The sequence below is a fragment of the Micromonospora sp. M42 genome, from assembly GCF_000568915.1.
Classification (GTDB): domain Bacteria; phylum Actinomycetota; class Actinomycetes; order Mycobacteriales; family Micromonosporaceae; genus Micromonospora; species Micromonospora chalcea.
In genome coordinates this window covers 274,415-290,285 of record NZ_KK037233.1, presented here as the reverse complement: position 1 = coordinate 290,285, position 15,871 = coordinate 274,415, and the positions used below count along the sequence as shown (strand labels likewise).

At 73.4% G+C, this 15,871-nt stretch carries 16 protein-coding genes; 3 read left to right on the top strand and 13 right to left on the bottom strand.

Features of this window, described 5'->3' with window-relative positions:
* Positions 1–10 precede the first annotated feature (10 nt).
* Positions 11–751, top strand: a complete 741-nt coding sequence (locus MCBG_RS00975; RefSeq protein WP_043323099.1) for a DUF6081 family protein — start codon at positions 11–13, stop codon at positions 749–751.
* Here the strand turns inward: MCBG_RS00975 and MCBG_RS00970 are convergent.
* From MCBG_RS00970 to MCBG_RS00930, 9 genes are read right to left on the bottom strand one after another with little or no spacing between them, the layout of a single operon-like run.
* On the bottom strand, positions 744–1,445 hold the full coding sequence (locus tag MCBG_RS00970) for an SDR family NAD(P)-dependent oxidoreductase (RefSeq protein WP_043323096.1): 702 nt from the start codon (positions 1,443–1,445) through the stop codon (positions 744–746). The two genes, MCBG_RS00975 and MCBG_RS00970, sit on opposite strands and share 8 nt — an antisense overlap.
* An 11-nt stretch (positions 1,446–1,456) precedes the next feature.
* Positions 1,457–2,137 (bottom strand): isochorismatase family protein, encoded by a 681-nt coding sequence (locus MCBG_RS00965; RefSeq protein WP_051610897.1) that lies wholly within the window; start codon positions 2,135–2,137, stop codon positions 1,457–1,459.
* Between the two features lie 32 nt (positions 2,138–2,169).
* Positions 2,170–2,955, bottom strand: a complete 786-nt coding sequence (locus MCBG_RS00960) for a 2,3-dihydro-2,3-dihydroxybenzoate dehydrogenase (RefSeq protein ID WP_043323091.1) — start codon at positions 2,953–2,955, stop codon at positions 2,170–2,172.
* The gene (locus tag MCBG_RS00955; protein ID WP_043323089.1) at positions 2,955–4,145 is read right to left on the bottom strand and encodes an FAD-dependent monooxygenase; all 1,191 of its coding nucleotides are present in this window, start codon (positions 4,143–4,145) and stop codon (positions 2,955–2,957) included. Before MCBG_RS00955 ends, MCBG_RS00960 begins: the two co-directional genes overlap by 1 nt.
* 10 nt (positions 4,146–4,155) lie before the next feature.
* A complete protein-coding gene (locus MCBG_RS00950) occupies positions 4,156–5,472 on the bottom strand; it encodes a phenylacetate--CoA ligase family protein (protein WP_043323085.1) in 1,317 nt (438 codons plus the stop codon).
* Entirely contained in the window at positions 5,469–6,230 is a 762-nt protein-coding gene (locus MCBG_RS00945) for an amidohydrolase family protein (RefSeq protein WP_043323082.1), read from the bottom strand. The genes MCBG_RS00950 and MCBG_RS00945 overlap by 4 nt, the downstream gene beginning before the upstream one ends.
* Positions 6,231–6,255: 25 nt before the next feature.
* Entirely contained in the window at positions 6,256–7,359 is a 1,104-nt protein-coding gene (locus tag MCBG_RS00940; RefSeq protein ID WP_043323080.1) for a 3-dehydroquinate synthase II family protein, read from the bottom strand.
* A gap of 31 nt (positions 7,360–7,390) precedes the next feature.
* Positions 7,391–8,212, bottom strand: a complete 822-nt coding sequence (locus MCBG_RS00935) for a 2-amino-3,7-dideoxy-D-threo-hept-6-ulosonate synthase (RefSeq protein ID WP_043323078.1) — start codon at positions 8,210–8,212, stop codon at positions 7,391–7,393.
* Between the two features lie 15 nt (positions 8,213–8,227).
* Entirely contained in the window at positions 8,228–9,511 is a 1,284-nt protein-coding gene (locus MCBG_RS00930; RefSeq protein WP_198033257.1) for an aspartate kinase, read from the bottom strand.
* A 214-nt stretch (positions 9,512–9,725) separates the two neighbouring features.
* Here MCBG_RS00930 and MCBG_RS00925 point away from each other — a divergent pair, with 214 nt between their 5' ends.
* Together MCBG_RS00925 and MCBG_RS00920 are read left to right on the top strand one after the other, a co-directional pair.
* Positions 9,726–11,711, top strand: a complete 1,986-nt coding sequence (locus MCBG_RS00925; RefSeq protein WP_084789388.1) for an anthranilate synthase family protein — start codon at positions 9,726–9,728, stop codon at positions 11,709–11,711.
* A gap of 94 nt (positions 11,712–11,805) precedes the next feature.
* A complete protein-coding gene (locus MCBG_RS00920) occupies positions 11,806–12,273 on the top strand; it encodes a DUF6069 family protein (RefSeq protein WP_043323077.1) in 468 nt (155 codons plus the stop codon).
* A gap of 141 nt (positions 12,274–12,414) precedes the next feature.
* Here the strand turns inward: MCBG_RS00920 and MCBG_RS00915 are convergent, their stop codons facing one another.
* Genes MCBG_RS00915 through MCBG_RS00900 form a run of 4 tightly spaced genes read right to left on the bottom strand, consistent with a single transcriptional unit; the run spans position 12,415 to position 15,745 of the window.
* On the bottom strand, positions 12,415–12,804 hold the full coding sequence (locus tag MCBG_RS00915) for a VOC family protein (protein WP_043323075.1): 390 nt from the start codon (positions 12,802–12,804) through the stop codon (positions 12,415–12,417).
* An 11-nt stretch (positions 12,805–12,815) separates the two neighbouring features.
* Positions 12,816–14,834 carry a multicopper oxidase family protein gene (locus MCBG_RS00910; protein WP_043323073.1) on the bottom strand — a complete coding sequence of 673 codons (2,019 nt, stop codon included), beginning with the start codon at positions 14,832–14,834 and terminating at the stop codon, positions 12,816–12,818.
* Positions 14,831–15,295, bottom strand: a complete 465-nt coding sequence (locus MCBG_RS00905) for a DUF6220 domain-containing protein (RefSeq protein ID WP_043323072.1) — start codon at positions 15,293–15,295, stop codon at positions 14,831–14,833. The genes MCBG_RS00910 and MCBG_RS00905 overlap by 4 nt, the downstream gene beginning before the upstream one ends.
* A 54-nt stretch (positions 15,296–15,349) precedes the next feature.
* Positions 15,350–15,745, bottom strand: a complete 396-nt coding sequence (locus MCBG_RS00900) for a DUF6223 family protein (RefSeq protein ID WP_043323068.1) — start codon at positions 15,743–15,745, stop codon at positions 15,350–15,352.
* Positions 15,746–15,871: the final 126 nt, after the last annotated feature.

The window sequence follows — 15,871 nt, the reverse complement described above, 5'->3', positions numbered from 1 at the left end:
TGGTGGCTGCATGACGTCGGCACTGAGAACCAGCGCGTGGACGTACGACGACTTCACCGGCCGCGAGCTGGACCCCGCCCGCTGGGCAGTCATGTCGATCACCGGCGCGGACGGGCAGACCCACAGGTACCAGGACCGCAACGCCCGCGTCCGCACCGGCGACGGGCGGCTGGAGCTGACCGTCGACCCGTTCACCCGCTTCCACGACACCGATCCCCGGCAGAACAACGCCAAGCAGATGTACCGGTCGGTGCGACGCTTCGCCGTGCCGGCGGAGGGCACGCTGACCGTCGAGGTGGAGATGGGCGTGCGGACGTACCGGCAGATCCCGCACGACCTGCTGGACGCGTTCGGCACGGTGGCACTGTTCGACCTGGAGACCGGCGTCGTGTTCAACGCCGCCGCGACGAACGACACCGTGTACGCGACTGTCGAGCGCCTGGTGCTGCCCGGCGTGACCCAGCCGCACGAGCACTACGTCCACCGGGTGGTCCTGGATGTGCCGACCGAGCCGGGCCGGGCGCACGGCTACGCCATCACCTACCGGGCGCCGACGTCGGAGGTGGAGTTCCACGTCGACGGCCGGCTCGCCTACTGGGCGCGGGTTCCGGTGCCGGTGACCGGATTCCACGCCGGCATGGCGCTGTTCTCCGCCCGCGACCTGGCCCGGTACTCCCGCGAGCAGCGGGAGCACGGGCAGGGCGCGACCGGGTGGTGGGGGCCGTGGCGGATCGCCGCAGGCGTCAGATGAGCACGTCTCCGCCGTCGATGTTCAGGTTGATCCCGTTGATCGCGCGGTTCGTCAGCAGGAAGTCGATCGCCTCGGTGCAGTCCCGCATGGTGACCGGCCGCCGGGTGAGCGCGCGGGTCGCGGCGGCCTCCCGCGCGGCGGGCTTGTCGCTCCAGAACGGCGTGTCGGAGACGATGCTCGGGTGCAGGGCGTTGACCCGGATCGGCGAGAGTTCCACCGCCAGGGTCCGGACCAGCGCGCTGATCCCGCCGTTGGCGGTGGTGACTGTGGTGGAGCCGGGATACGGCCGGTGGCTGGCCAGGCCGCCGAGCAGCACGACAGCGCTCTCGTCGGTCATCCGCGGGGCGAGGGCGTGCAGGACCGCCGTGTAGCCGACCAGCTTGACGGTCAGCAGCCGCGCCGCGTCGCCCGGCCGGTACGCGCGGACGGTGTTGTGGTCGCGGTCGAGCGCCGCGACCACGAGCCGGTCGACGTGCGGCACGTCGGCGAGCGCGTCCGCGATCCGCTCCGGCTCGGCCAGGTCGAGGGCGAGTCCCCGGGTCCGCCCGCCGATCTCGTCCGCGACGGTCTTGGTCCGGGCCGCCGAACGGCCGGTGATCACCACGTCGTCTCCGCGTTCGGCGCAGAACCGGGCGAAGTGCCGCCCGATCCCCGAGGTGCCGCCGACGACCACGACCCGGGTCCGTTCCGACATCGATGCTCTCCTCATCGTTTGATGCTGCTCCGATCCGGACGCGCCACGCCGGCGTCGCCCGCCAGGCCGTCCAGCACGTCCGCCGTCCACAACGGCACCGCGCAGCGGTCCGCGGCGTAGCGCAGCGCCATCAGGTGGTCCGCACGCGACAGGTCGGCCAGCGCGTCCGCCACCAGGAACGCCTCGATGTCGCGGCTGAACGCGTCGCAGGCGGTGATCAGGCACCCCATGTGCGCGTACACGCCGCAGACCACGAGCTGGTCCCGCCGGGCGCCGCGCAGTCGCTCCTCCAGGTCGCTGCGGAAGAACGCGCTGTAGCGCCACTTGGTCAGCACCGCGTCGCCCGGCTGCGGGGCGACGTCGTCGACGATGCCCCGGTCGTCCTCGTCGCAGCTCATGCCGGGGCCCCACAGGTCGTGCAGCAACCCCCGGTCCCGCCGGCTCATGCGGCCGGGCTGCGCGGGTGTACTGTACAGCAACAGCACGCGACGCCCGCGCGCGGCGAGCAGCTCGCGACGTGGGCAGCAGCTCGGCCATCGGGGACTCCCCGCCGCGAACGGGCGCAGGAAGTAGCGCTGCAGGTCGTGCACCAGCACGGCGGCCCGGTCCGGGTCCGGACGCCACGGCAGCGTGGTGCCGGGCAGGTCGCCGTCGCCGGGCATGCGGTACGGCGCGATCGGGGTCATGGCCATCGGTTCTCGCCTCCGGTTTCCGTGCCACGGCGTCACACGTGCAGGGCCGCGCCGCCGTCGACGTACAGGTCGTGCATGGTCACGTGGCCCGCCTGGTCGGACACCAGGTAGGCGACCGCCTCGGCCACGTCGCGCGGCTGGGCCAGCTTGCGCAGCGGGATGCCGACGCGGTACGCGCCCGGCGTGCCCTCGATCACCGCGCTCGGGTCGGCGCCCTCGCCGAGCATCGCCCGCAGCATGGGGGTGTCGGTGGAGCCGGGCGAGACCACGTTGCACCGGATGCCGTAGCCGGACAGCTCCAGCCCCAGGCAGCGGGTGAACTGGGCGGACGCGGCCTTGGAGGCGGCGTACGCGGCCATCTCGGTACGCGGCACCCCGGCGGCGTTGGACGCCACGGTGACGATCGCGCCCCGGCGGCGGCCGACCATCCGCCGCGCCACCGCCCGGGACACGTGGAACACGCCGTCGGCGTTCACCGAGAAGGTCCGGCGCCACTGCCGGTCGGACAGCTCGACGACCGGTCCGGTGTGCAGCACGCCGGCGGCGTTCACCAGGATGCCGACCGGGCCAATCTCGTCCTCGACCCGCCGCACCAGCGCGTCCACCGCGTCGCTGTCGCACACGTCGACGCAGTAGGCGCGCGCCGAGTCGCCCTCGGCGGCGAGCTTCGTCACGACGGTGGTCAGCGCCTCGGCGTTGCGGTCCACCGCCGCCACCTGCGCGCCCGCCCGGGCCAGCACACCGGCCACGGCGGCGCCGATGCCCTGCGCCGCGCCGGTGACCAGGGCGACCCTCGACTCGATTCCGGTCAGTTCCATCAGGTGCCTCCGCTGGTCGTGGTGGCTCTCTCGGCGTCGTACCCGAAGAGCCATTCGTGGCGGTCCAGGCCGGACGAGGACTGCGCGGCGACGTCCCGGCGGCGCTGGTCGGCGCCGTCGGCCAGGTGGAACGTCTCGGCGTTGGCCCGGGACTGGCGCTGGATCCGCGTGGTCCGGGGCAGGCGGATCCGTTCGTAGCGGCGCAGCGCGGCGCCCAGGCCCGCCGGCTCCACGCCGGCCAGGCAGACCGCGAGCACCACCGCGTCCTCGACGGCCTGGTTCGCGCCCTGCGCCTGGAACGGCAGCATCGGGTGCGCGGCGTCGCCGATCAGCGTCACCCGTCCTGCGCTGAGCCGGTCGATGCTGTCCCGGTCGTGCAGCGCCCACCTGCCGACCCGGTCGGCCGCGGCGATCAGCCGGGTGACGTCCGGGTGCCAGCCGGCGTACGCGGCCGCGAGCTGCGACACGTCGCCCCGGCCCGACCACGACTCCTGCCGCCAGTCGGTGGCTGGCACCGTCGCGCCGAAGCTCACCTGCCGGCCGGCGGACACCGGGTAGCAGACGCAGTGCTGGTCCGGCCCGAGCCACAACTGCACCCGGGGTTCGGTGAGCAGGAACGGCACCCGCTCGGCCGGCACCAGCCCGCGGTAGATGGACTGCCCGGAGAAGCGCGGCCGGTCCGCCACGATCTGCTCCCGCGCGACCGAGTGGATGCCGTCGGCGCCCACCACGAGATCCGCCGCGACGGTGGTGCCGTTGGACAGGTGCAGGTACGCCTCGTCGGCGGTCTGCGTCACGGCGGTGAGGCGGGCGCCCAGGTGCACCCGGTCGGGCGGCACCAGCGACAGCAGGCTGCTGTGCAGGTCCGCGCGGTGCACCACGTAGTACGGCGCGCCGAAGCGGCGTCCGCACGCGCTGCCCAGCGGGGTGCGTTGCAGCAGCGTGCCGTCGTCCCAGCGGCGCATCTCGATCGCCTGCGGCGCCACCGCCACCGTACGCAGGCGGTCACGCAGGCCCAGCCGGTGCAGCAGCCGGGTGGCGTTCGGCGCCACCTGCACGCCCGCGCCCACCTCCGTCAGCTGTTCGGCCTGCTCGTACACGTGGCAGTCGATCCCGGCCCGGCGCAGGGCGGCGGCGAAGGCGAGCCCGGCGATGCCGGCGCCGGCCACGGCGACCCTCATCTGCGGCATGTCGGTTCCCTCAGTAGTAGAGGAGCGCTTTGCTCCAGTCCTCGTCCGGGCCGAACAGGCTGCGTGGCTTCACCACGTCCGGCATGCTGGTCAGCGCGTCCAGCGGGATCAGGCTCCCCGGCGCCAGGCCGGTGACCTCGCTGTCCACGCCGAACGCGGCCCGGATCGCGTGGGTCAGCTCCGCCTCGGCGGCGACCCGGTGCGCGGCGGCCACCTCGATCTGGACCCGCAGCAGCGCCGGTTCCGCCTTGGCCCGCCAGAACATCACCCGGTACGCCTCGGGGAGGGAGAAGACCAGCTCCTCCAGCCGGTGCTGGGTGATGGTGGCGCCGCCGACCCGGTAGCCGAACGCCGACCGGCCGAGCACCCGCACGGTGGGCAGCTTCCAGCCGCACGCGCAGTCGTCGTAGGAGACCGACACGTTGTCCTCGAGGTTGTACCGCAGCAGCGGCATCGCCTCCCGGAACAGCGGCGTGACGACGAGCTGGCCGTCGCCGTCCGCGCGGACGGTCCCGGTGGCCGGGTCGTACACCTCGAACAGCGCCCGGTCGGCCCACAGGTGCAGGCGGCCCTCGGGGCACTCCCCGGCCAGGCTGCCGGTCTCCGTCGAGCCGTACTCCTCGATGACCGGCACCCCCCACAGGCGGCTGATCCGCCGCCGGCGGGCGTCGGTCATCGGCTCGCCGCCGACGAACAGCGCGCGCAGCGCCGGGAAGTCGATGTCGGGCCGGCGCCCGGCCGCGATCGCCGCGGCGGCCCAGATCAGGCACTCCGTCGGCACCGACCAGGTGAGTGTGACGTCCAGGTCGTGCATCACCCGGACCACCCGGGCGTACGGCATGGCCAGCGACCGGTTGTCGCCGGGCACCACGGTGGCCCCGCGCAGCCGGGCGGCGGCGTGGGCGAGGTGCCCGGTCAGCAGCAGCGCGTACGGCGTGCGGACCAGGAACACGTCGTCGGCGGACATGCCGATCCACTTGCGGGCGAAGCGCTCCGCCAGGTCGGTCCAGTCCTCCTCGGTGTAGTAGGAGGGGGTGGGCTTGCCGGCGGTGCCGCTCGACTCGTGGTAGGTCGCCAGCCGTTCGCGGGGCACGGCGAGCATGCCGAAGGGGTAGTTGTCCCGCAGGTCCTGCTTGGTGGTCAGCGGCAGGTCGGCCAGGTCGGCCGGGGTCACCGGCGGCGCCCCGGACGCCAGCCGCGCCCGGTAGAACGGCGATCGGGCCGCCCAGGTGAACGTCTCCGCCAGTTGCTTCTCCTGAAGGCGCCGCAGGTCCTCGGGGCCGTGCCACTGGCCGAGCCGGGGCAGGGTCGAACTCGGCTCGCTCACCGCTTCTCCTCTCCTAGCAGTCGATGCGCGTTGTCCCAGGCGACCCGCCGCCACTGGTCCGGCGGCAGTCGCAACGCCTGGAACTTGGCCAGCTCCACGGCCGGGTGCTGCAGCGGGTACTCGGAGCCGAACACCACCCGGCCGTCGCCGAGGCGGCGCAGCGCCGCCTCGGCCACGCAGGTGTAGCCGCCGGAGGTCTCCAGCGAGATGTTCGGCTCGTCCTGGATCAGGGTCAGGGCGTAGAGGTCGATGTTGCCGATGCCGCTGTGCCCGAGCACGAAGCTCACCCGCGGGAACCGGCGGCTCAGGCCGACCAGGTCGGCCACGCCCGCGCCGGGACGGTCGAGGCAGACCACGTACACCGGATGGTCGAACTCCGCCGCCACGGCCACCAGGTCGGCGACCCGCGGGTCGGTGAGGGCGACGCCGTGCACGGCGGGTGAGATCTCCAGGCCGCGGAACTCGGCGGCCCGGGACCGGTACGCCTCGGCGGGCCGGTGCGGGTTGGCGAAGAAGAACGGCACCAGCCGCCCGTCGGTGCCCGCGCAGGCCGCCGCCACCGCGTCGTTGTCGGCGTCGGTCTCGACGTGGCCACCGGTGACGAGCTGGCGGGACAGCCGGTCCAGGTCGATGGTGCCGCCCGCGCACACCACCGCCCGCGCCAGCCCGCACTCGCCCAGCGCGTCGAGCAGCCGCTCCCGCGCGCCGGGCCGGGGCGCCAGGCGTACGTGGAAGTCCAGCACCGGCTGCGCGGTCATCGCCCGCTCCCCTTCCCGCCGCCGCTCACTTCTCGATGCAGAACTCGTCGATCGGGTAGCCGACGTGCCGCTTCTCCACCGGCAGGTAGCCGAGCACCTTCGTGCCGGCGGTCAGCTCGGTGACGTTGAGGACCGTGCCGCCGGGCCCGAGCACGCGCACGTGCCAGTCGTCCTGGACGATGAGGTTGACAGGTGTCCCGGAGGGGGAGACCGCGTCGATCGCCAGCAGCGGGCGCGTCTCGATCTTGACCCGTCCCACGGTGACGACCCGGGACTTCCCCTGCGAGTCGACGGCCAGCACCCGGCCGCCGGAGACCAGCTCGCTGAGGTAGTTGGTCCGCCCGCCGGCGGACAGCGTGTACGAGTGCAGCGCGCCGGCGTTGACCCGGAACGGCCGGGTCGGCATGTACGGCAACGGATGCGTCTCGCTGCAGCACAGGATCATGCCGGTGGAGTGCGAGCCGACCAGGATGCCCTCGTCCAGGCGGAAGTTCGTGCAGGTGTCGACGCAGGCGCGCTCGCCCATGCCCACCCGCCGGATGCCGGTGACCTCCAGCTCCACGAGCGACAGGTCCGCCGCCGTGCTCACCGCCGCGGTCCGCAGCTCGGTGGCCTCCCCCACGGCGCGCGGCGCCAGCATCACGCCGTCCGAGCCGTGCTCCAGCACGCCGAAGACGATCTCCGCCTCCTCGACGTCGGTGACCTGCGTGATGATGCTGCCCGCCGCGCCCGCCGCGGCGGCCAGCACGATCTCCAGCGGAATCTTGGTGGGGTCGCGGAAGTACAGCAGGCTCCACCGGTCGTGGCGCGCGGACCGGCAGGCGTCCTCCAGGCTGTCCGCGTCGACGATCTCGACGAACCGGCCGAACTCCACGTCCGGGAACCGGGCCGCCAGCTCGGCGGGCTCGCCGTGCCGGGCCGGTTCGACGATCACCAGGTCGGCCGGTTCCAGCTTCTCCGGCAGCGGCCCGCCCTGTGGGAACAGCACCTTCCTCACCGTCGGGGGGAGCGTCTCCAGGTCGGCCGGATCGGCCGCCACGACGGCGTCCACCCGCTGGTGGACCGCCTCCTCGACGATTGCCTCCTTGGCGCCGTTGACGTTACGGATGTCCAGCCAGCACAGCTTCACGGGTTTCTCCTCGGTGGACGGTCAGGGAGTCTCAGGACGTAAGGGCGAGCCGGTCGTCGACGTCGTACCGGTCCGGGACGTGCCGTGGTTCGTGCACCAGCCGCGCCACGGCGGCGGCCATCAGGCCGGGCTGCTCGGCCTGGAACACGTTGCGGCCCATGGCCATGCCGGCCACACCGGCGCGCAGCGCGTCCGAGACGTGGGCGAGCACCGTCTCGGTGTCGGCCGAGCGCGGGCCGCCGGCCACGATCAGCGGAATCGGGCAGCCACGCACCACCTCCGCCATCTGCTCGGGCGTACCCGCGTAGTCGGTCTTGACGATGTCGGCGCCGAGGTCGGCGGCGAGCGTCGCGGCGTGCGCCACCAGCTCCGGCGCCCGGGAGTCGGTGATCTGCGGCCCGCGGGCGTACACCATGGCCAGCAGCGGCACGTTCCAGCGTTCGCACTCCCCCGCCACCGCCGCCAGGTCGGCGATCTGCCGCGCCTCCTGCGGCGAGCCCAGGTTGACGTGCACGCTGACCGCGTCGGCGCCCAGCCGCAGCGCCTCCTCCACGTGCGCGACCAGGTACTTCGCGTCCGGGTCCGGCGCGTGCCGGGTGCTCACGCTCAGGTGCACGATCAGCGACATGTCGCCGAACCAGCGGTGGTCGACGTGCCGCAGGCTGCCCTTGTGCAGCACCACGGCGTCCACGCCGGTGCCGGCCAGCTCACCGAGCAGCGAGTTCAGGTCGCGGCGAAGTGGCCCGTCGGTGACGGAGTGGTCGAGCGGGACGACGAGCAGGCGTCCGTCGCCGCGCCGGAACAGTCGGCGCAGACGCAGGCCACGAGCGAACGAAGCGTTGAGTACGGCCACGGTTTCCTACCTCTCTCAGGCGGTGGCGGAACGACGGGAGGTCAGGGACGTGGCGTCCGCCGGCTCGGACCGGTCGAGGCGGAACGCGCGGTGCAGGGCTTCGACGGCGTCCACGGTGCGGTCCCGCGACACGATCACCGACAGCCGCATCTGGGAGGTGGAGATCCAGCTCGTCGAGATCCCGGCCGAGGCCAGCGCCGCCATCAGCCGGGCCGTGTGCTCGGGGCGGCTGAGCAGGCCCATGCCGACCACCGACACCTTGCCGACGTTCTCGTCGAAGTGGACGCCGCCGTCGAAGGACGCGGTGAGGTCGTGCAGCGCGGTCCGCACCGCGTCGGCCTGGCTGCGGCGGATGGTGAACCCCATCCGGAACTCGCTCTCGTACGGCCCGGACCGGGCCACCAGGTCCGCCACCGCGCCGTGGGCGGCCAGCACCTCGAACACGTCGGGCGCCATGTCCCGCCGGCCGTCGCGGCAGTGCACCAGCACGCGCACCACGTCGGTGTCGTGGGTCACCGCCACCACGGCCCGCCGGGTCTCCAGCGGCCGGTCGTCCGGCCGGTCCACGACTGTCGTTCCGGGTGCCTGCGACGACGCGTTGCGCACGCGCACTTCGACCCCTTCCATGGCGGCCAGCTCGATGCATCGGGTGTGCAGGACCCGCGCGCCGGCGAACGCCATCTCCGCCATGACGCCGGGCTCGACCCACGGCAGGCAACGCGCCGCCGGAAGGATGCGGGGGTCGGCGCTGAACACGCCGTCCACGTCGGTGTAGATCTCGCACGCCGACGCGCGCAGCCGGGCGGCGAGCGCCACCGCTGTCGTGTCGGAGCCGCCGCGTCCGAGCGTGGCGACGTCCCCGGCCCGGTCGATCCCCTGGAACCCGGTGACCACGGCGACCTCGCCGCGGCCCAGCGCCGCCTCGACCCGCGCCGCCCCGATCCGCGAGATCAGCGCGTCGCCGTGCCGGTCGGTGGTGTGGATCTCCGCCTGGTGCCCGGTCAGTGAGACGGCCGGCACGCCGAGCCCGGTCAACGCCAGCGCCATCAGCGCCGCCGACTCGGACTCGCCGACTGCGAGCAACTGGTCGAGTTCCCGGGACGGGCCGGCGGCGCCGACGTCGGCCGCGAGCCGCAGCAGGTCGTCGGTGCGGCTGCCGCGGGCCGACACGACAACTGTCACGGCGGACCCGTCCCGCCGAGCCGCGGCGATCCGCAGCGCGGCGTGCCGTACGCGGTCGAGGGTCTGCAGCGAGGTGCCCCCGTATTTCTGGACCAGCACGTCCACAGTCGTCTTCACCGCCCTCGTCGTATCGGCATTGCGGTCGACAGTAATCGCGGTCGATCTGCGTGGGCACTACTCGCCCGAGTAGTAGCCCGCCGATTCAGTCGTTCACGCCATAACGTCGGCGCGTTACCGGAAACACGTGATGCCGTCGGCGACAACACGTCATGCGCGACGCCTTTTGCCGGACGCACTATCGACAGGCGATCTCTAGGGCAAAGGGAGCGACATGGACGGGACGGAATCGAACGTGGCCGGATTCCCGGATCTGCTGTCCGGTCTCGGCGGCGGCGGGCGTGCCTTCGCCCTGCTGCACCGGCCCGGCGCCGCCGGGAGCGCGTACGTGGAGGTTCTGACCGGCGAGGTGTGCCAGGTGGACACGCTCGCCGAGCTGCCCCTGCCCGCCGGGCCGGCGACCGGCGGGCGGCACGACCTGCTCGTCGCGGTGCCGTACCGGCAGGTCACCGAGCGGGGGTACGACTGCCACGACGACGGCGCTCCACTGCTCGCGATGCGCGTCCACGAGCAGTTCGGGCTCGACCGCGAGCAGGCGCTGGCGGGCCTGCCCGAGCGCGCCGTACCGGTGACCGACGCCGACTTCGACCTCAGCGACGAGGACTACGCGGCGATCGTCAAGCGGGTGGTGGGCGACGAGATCGGGCAGGGCGCCGGATCCAACTTCGTCATCCGGCGCACCTTCACCGCGCGGCTGGCCGACTGCTCGACCGCCACCGAACTGGCGATCTTCCGCCGGTTGCTGACCGGCGAGCTGGGTTCCTACTGGACGTTTCTGTTCCACTCCGGCGCCGGCACGTTCATCGGCGCGTCACCGGAACGGCACGTCAGCATGATCGACGGAACCGTCTCAATGAATCCCATCAGTGGGACGTACCGGCATCCTCCGAACGGCCCGGCGGTTTCCGGTCTGCTGGAATTCCTGAACGACCCGAAAGAGGCGAACGAACTCTACATGGTGGTCGACGAGGAACTGAAAATGATGGCGCGGATGTGCGCCTCCGGCGGCCAGGTGCACGGACCGTTCCTCAAGGAAATGGCGCGGGTGACGCACTCCGAGTACATCCTGACCGGCCGCAGCGACCTGGACGTACGCGACGTGCTGCGGGAGACGCTGCTCGCGCCGACCGTCACCGGCAGCCCGATCGAGAACGCGTTCCGGGTCATCACCCGCCACGAGACGACCGGCCGCGGCTACTACGGCGGCGTGCTCGCGTTGATCGGCAGTGACCCGGCCGGCAGCCGTACGCTCGACTCGGCCATCATGATCCGCACCGCCGAGATCGACCACGACGGCACGCTCCGCCTGGGCGTCGGCGCCACCCTGGTACGCGACTCCAAGCCGGAGTCGGAGGTGGCCGAGACGCGGGCCAAGGCGGGCGGCATGCGCGCGGCGCTCGGCCTCGGCGTCGACCCGGCCGGCCCGGACGGCGGGCCGGCGACGCCCGTGCGGGCACGCTCGTCCCTGGCCACCGACCCCCGGGTACGGCGGGCGTTGCGCGAGCGCAACGCCACGCTGTCGAGGTTCTGGCTCGACGGCGCGGAGCGGAGAACCCCGAACCGGGCGCTGGCCGGGCGCCGCGTGCTCGTCGTCGACAACGAGGACACCTTCATGGCCATGCTCGACCACCAGCTGCGGGCCCTCGGGCTGCGGTCGAGCATCGTCCGGTTCGACAGCCCGCTGCGGCCGGACGGATACGACCTCGTCGTCGTCGGCCCCGGCCCCGGCGACCCGGGCGACCTGAGCGACAGGCGGATGCGGACTCTGCGCGGGCTCACCCGCGACCTGCTCGCCGGGACGGTGCCGTTCCTGTCCATCTGCCTGGGCCACCAGGTGCTCGCCGCCGAGCTGGGGTTCCCCCTCGCCCGGCGCGCCGTGCCCAACCAGGGCGTGCAGAAGCGGATCGACCTGTTCGGCCGGCCGGAGCTGGTGGGGTTCTACAACACCTACACGGCCCGCTCCGCGCACGACGTGGTGGCCGGTGGCCGCCGGGGCCCGATCGAGATCAGCCGCAGCCCGGACAGCGGTGACGTGCACGCGCTGCGCGGCGCGGGCTTCCGGTCCGTCCAGTTCCACCTGGAGTCCGTCCTCACCCAGCACGGCCCGCAGATCCTGGGCGAGCTGCTGGTCTCCCTGCTCGCCGACGGCACGGCCGCCGCCGCGGCCGAGGCGGCGGGCCGGCGCGGGACCCGGCCGTGACGCCCCGGCGTTCAACTGTCCACGATTGACTGCCGTCGTGGCGTCCCCGCATTCTCCCGAGAACACATCGAGGCACCGGACCGGAGGCGACGCCGTGGATGAGGCCACTCACCGACCCCCCGTCGCGGCGCGGTCGAACCGGTCGCCGGCCACCACTCCGGTGTGGCTGGTCGGCGTGCTGGCCACCCTCGCCGGGGCGGTGGCCGCGGAGGCGTTCACGCTCGCCGCCCGGGGTCTCGGCGTGCCGATGGAGGCGGCGGGGGTCTGGGAGGAGCAGGCGCAGGCGATCCCGGTGGGCGCCATCGCCCGCAGCGTCGTGCTCTGGTCGATCGGCGGGATCGTCCTGGCGGTGGTCGCGGCCCGGCGGGCCCGGCGGCCCGTACGCGTCTTCGTGGCCGGCACTGTCGCGTTCACAGTGCTGTCCCTCGCCGCGCCGGCCTTCGCCCAGGACACCGCCGTGTCCACGCAGCTCGTCCTCGCCGGCACCCACGTGATCGCCGGCGCGGTGATCATCCCCATCCTGGCCGCCCGGCTCTCCGCACCCACCACGAACCGGTACTGATCCCGCCACCGTCCCTCCCGGCCTCCGCGATCTTGCACTTTCGGCCCCCGCAAAAGGGATATCCCCGGCACTGGAAGGGCGGTAAGTGCAAGATCGGCGCGGACGGTCCGGGGTAGACGGGAGGCGGTCGGGTCCGGTGGCTCAGCCGCGGGCCGTCGGCTCGAAGATCTCGACCAGGTTGCCGGCCGGGTCGGCGACCAGGAACTGACGACCGCCCGGCCCGGACACGATGTCACTGCGCAACGTCACCCCGGCCCGCTGCAGCCGCTCCCGTTCGGCGTCGACGTCGTCGACGATCAGGTGGATACGGTTGCGCCCGCACCCGGCCGCGTCCGCCGGCGTGACCCGGGCGCCCGAGCTGGCCGGACCGGACAGCAGCAGCCGCAGCGGCCCGCGCACCACGTCCGCGAAGGCCGGCGGGAACGCGGTCGACACCGTGAAACCCAGGTGGGCGGTGTAGAACTCGATCGCCGCCGGCACGTCGTCGACGACGTAACGGACGCCGGCCAGGGCGTGCACGTCTGCGGTCATAGCATTCCCCCTCAGTGTGCGTGGCTCGTGCTGTCGAAGGGCGTGGTGACACCGTCGTAGACGAGCCGCAGCATCATGCCCTGCTCCTGGTGCGGCAGGTTGTGGCAGTGGTTCATCCAGACACCCGGATTGTCCGCCCGGAACGCCACGTCCCAGACCTCTCCCGGCCGTACGTCGAAGGTGTCCATCCACAGCGGGCTGCCGGAGTAGCGCCGGCCGTCGCGGGACAGGATCAGCACCGGATGACCGTGCAGGTGCCACGGGTGGGTCTCCAGGCTCCGGTTGACCACCGTGAAGCGCACGACGTCACCCTCCCGGACGAGCTGGTCCGGGACGGAGGGGTGCGCGCGGCCGTCGACGGCCTGGGCATAGGCGGGCTTGCCGTCGACCATGGCCAGGGCGCGGTCGAGGACGATGGTGAAGTGCCGGTCGGCGTCGTCGCCGTCGAACGGCACGGGTGCCGGCTCGCCGTATTCCAGCAGGTCCAGCTCGGGCCAGTCGCCGGTGTCCGGCAGGGTGCGGTCGCCGCCGCCGGCGCCGGCCGGGCGCAGCAGGACGCCCTGGTCGGGGTCGTGGTCGAGCAGCAGCGTGACAGTGGCGTCCGGCATGGTCAGGACCACGTCGTACCGGCCACCGGCGGGCAGGCGGAGGCCGACCTCGCGTACCTCGCCCGGCTGGTTGAGGTCGCGGCCGTCGACGGCCACCAGCCGGAACGCCGAGCCGGCGACGGCGAACCAGTGCGGGTTCGAGTCGGTGTTGATCAGACGCAGCCGCACCGGCTGGCCCGGGCGGACGTCGTGGACGGCGCGTCCCTCCTGGTCGCCGAGGATCACGACGTCGTCGAACGTGTGCACCGGCAGCGTCAGGTCCAGCCCGCGCTCCGCGTCCGGCCGGTCCTCGCGCGGCGTCACGACGAGCGTCCCGTACAGCCCCTTGCGCACGGCGGGGTGCGACGCCTGGTGGGTGTGGTACCAGTACGTTCCCACCTGGTCCGCCTGGAACCGGTAGACGAACTCGCCGCCGGGTCGCACCGCGTGCTGCGTGGCGCCCGGCGCACCGTCCTCGCCGCACGGCACGTCGTACCCGTGCCAGTGCAGGGTGACGCCGTTCTCGATGTCGGCGTTGCGGAGCGTCACCTCGATCAGGTCGCCCTCGGTCGCGGTGATGGCCGGCCCGGGCAGCCGGCCCTCGTAGCTCCAGGCGTCGATCGGACGCCCGGCCGGCAGCGTGACGGTGCCCGTCCGGGCGGTGAGCACGTGGCGTCGCGCGGTGCCGCCCGCCGCCGGAGCGCCGGGGCCGCGCAGGTCCGCCACGGAAACCTTCGGGCCGGCGCCACCGGCGTGTCCGGGGCCGCCTCCGGTGACCATCGCCTCGGGCTCCCGGAAGAGCAGGCCGACGCCGGTGGCGCCGGCGCCCGCCGCGACGACGCCCCCGGCCACGCCGAGGAACCGGCGACGGGACAGCGCCGAGGCCCCGGCCGCCACCGGCGCTTGTTCGGGAGAGCCCGCGTCAGCCGCCGCCGAGCGTTCCGGGGCGCCCGCGTCCGCGCCCTGCCCGGCGGGTCGTCCGACCACCCGGGCGGTGAGCAGCGCGCCAGCGCAGACGACGGCGACGGCGATCAGCGAGGTGCTCAACGTCAACGGGTAGCCGGCGGTGAACGTCACCACCAGGCCGGCCAGCGCGGCGTAACCGGCGGTCAGCAGCGCGACGAGCCCGCCGGCCGGCAGGCCCGTGGCCGGCGACTGCCGGGCCGCGAGCAGCCGCGGGCCGGCGAGGAGCACCGCGACGATCCCGGCGGCGAAGAGCAGCGGCAGCCCCAGCAGAACCTTCTCCTGGACGAACCACCAGCCGCGCCCGGCCAGCAGCGCCACGGTGCCCAGCCGGGTGATCGTCACGAGCACCGCGGCGACGAGCAGGCCCAGCGCGAGGCGGTTGCGGCCGAGCGCGGCGGTCACGCCTGCCGCGAACCACGTCGCGACACCGAGCAGTGCCACGACGTGGTCCACGAGGATCCATTGGAGCGTGCTCATGAGGCCGTTCGCGCCGAGTCGGCCGCCGGGCCGGTCACAGTGGTGTCCACGCCGGGCGTGGTCGTCGTGTCCGGCCCCGGCCGGACGCTGCGCAGGATGACGCGGGCGACGGCCACCATCACCAGCCCGTTGACCGCGTGCAGGCCGAACACGTACCGGCCGACGGCCGAGTCGCCGGCCGAGTCGCCGAACGCCTTGGCGATGACCGCGATCAGGGCCTGCAGGATCCCCAGCCCGGCGACCAGGCCGGACAGGCCGATGATCCGGCCGGGCATCCGCATCACCGCGGCGGCCACCGTCAGCACCACGGCGACGAGGATGCTCCCCAGACCGAGGATCCGGTGGGGGCGGAACGCCTCCTCGTTGGCCTCGTTGCTGAACGCGCCGCTGGCGGCCAGGAAGAACTGCACCACGAGCACGAGCAGCAGGAACGCTGCCAGTCCGGCGAACACTTTGCGCATGGGACTCCCCTTCGGGTCGGTTGGGTCACCGGGGTGTTCGGTCGGCGGCGCCGGTCAGGCGGCGCGCCGGGAGCGGGTGAATGCCAGACCGCCGACGGCGATCCCGATCAGCGCCAGCACGACGGACACGATGGCGCCGCCACGGCCGTTGCCGCTGCCGACACCGCCGTCGGAGCCGGCCAGGGCGACCACACCGGCGATCAGGCCGGCCACCGCGAGCACCAGCGCGGCGATCGCGTTGCCACGACCGCCGCCGCGCCCCGCGGAGCGCAACGCCCACACGCCCAGGACGAGGCCGAGCAACGCGAGCGCGAGCGCCAGCACGGACCCGGCCCGGCCGGAACCACCGTCACCGTCGGCGGCCGTCACCTGCGCGGCCGCCGGCGCGACGAGTGCGAGCCCACCGAGGACGCCGGTTGCGGCGGCGGTGAGCAGACGACGGATGAACATGGGAGCCCCTTCGGCTGCGGGAACAGGCATCTGCGCCAGCGTAGGTAACGACGCCGCTACGGGTCGTCATGCCGATGGAGACAATCGATCTACTGCGGTGACGGTATTCCCGCGGTGCGGCGTCTG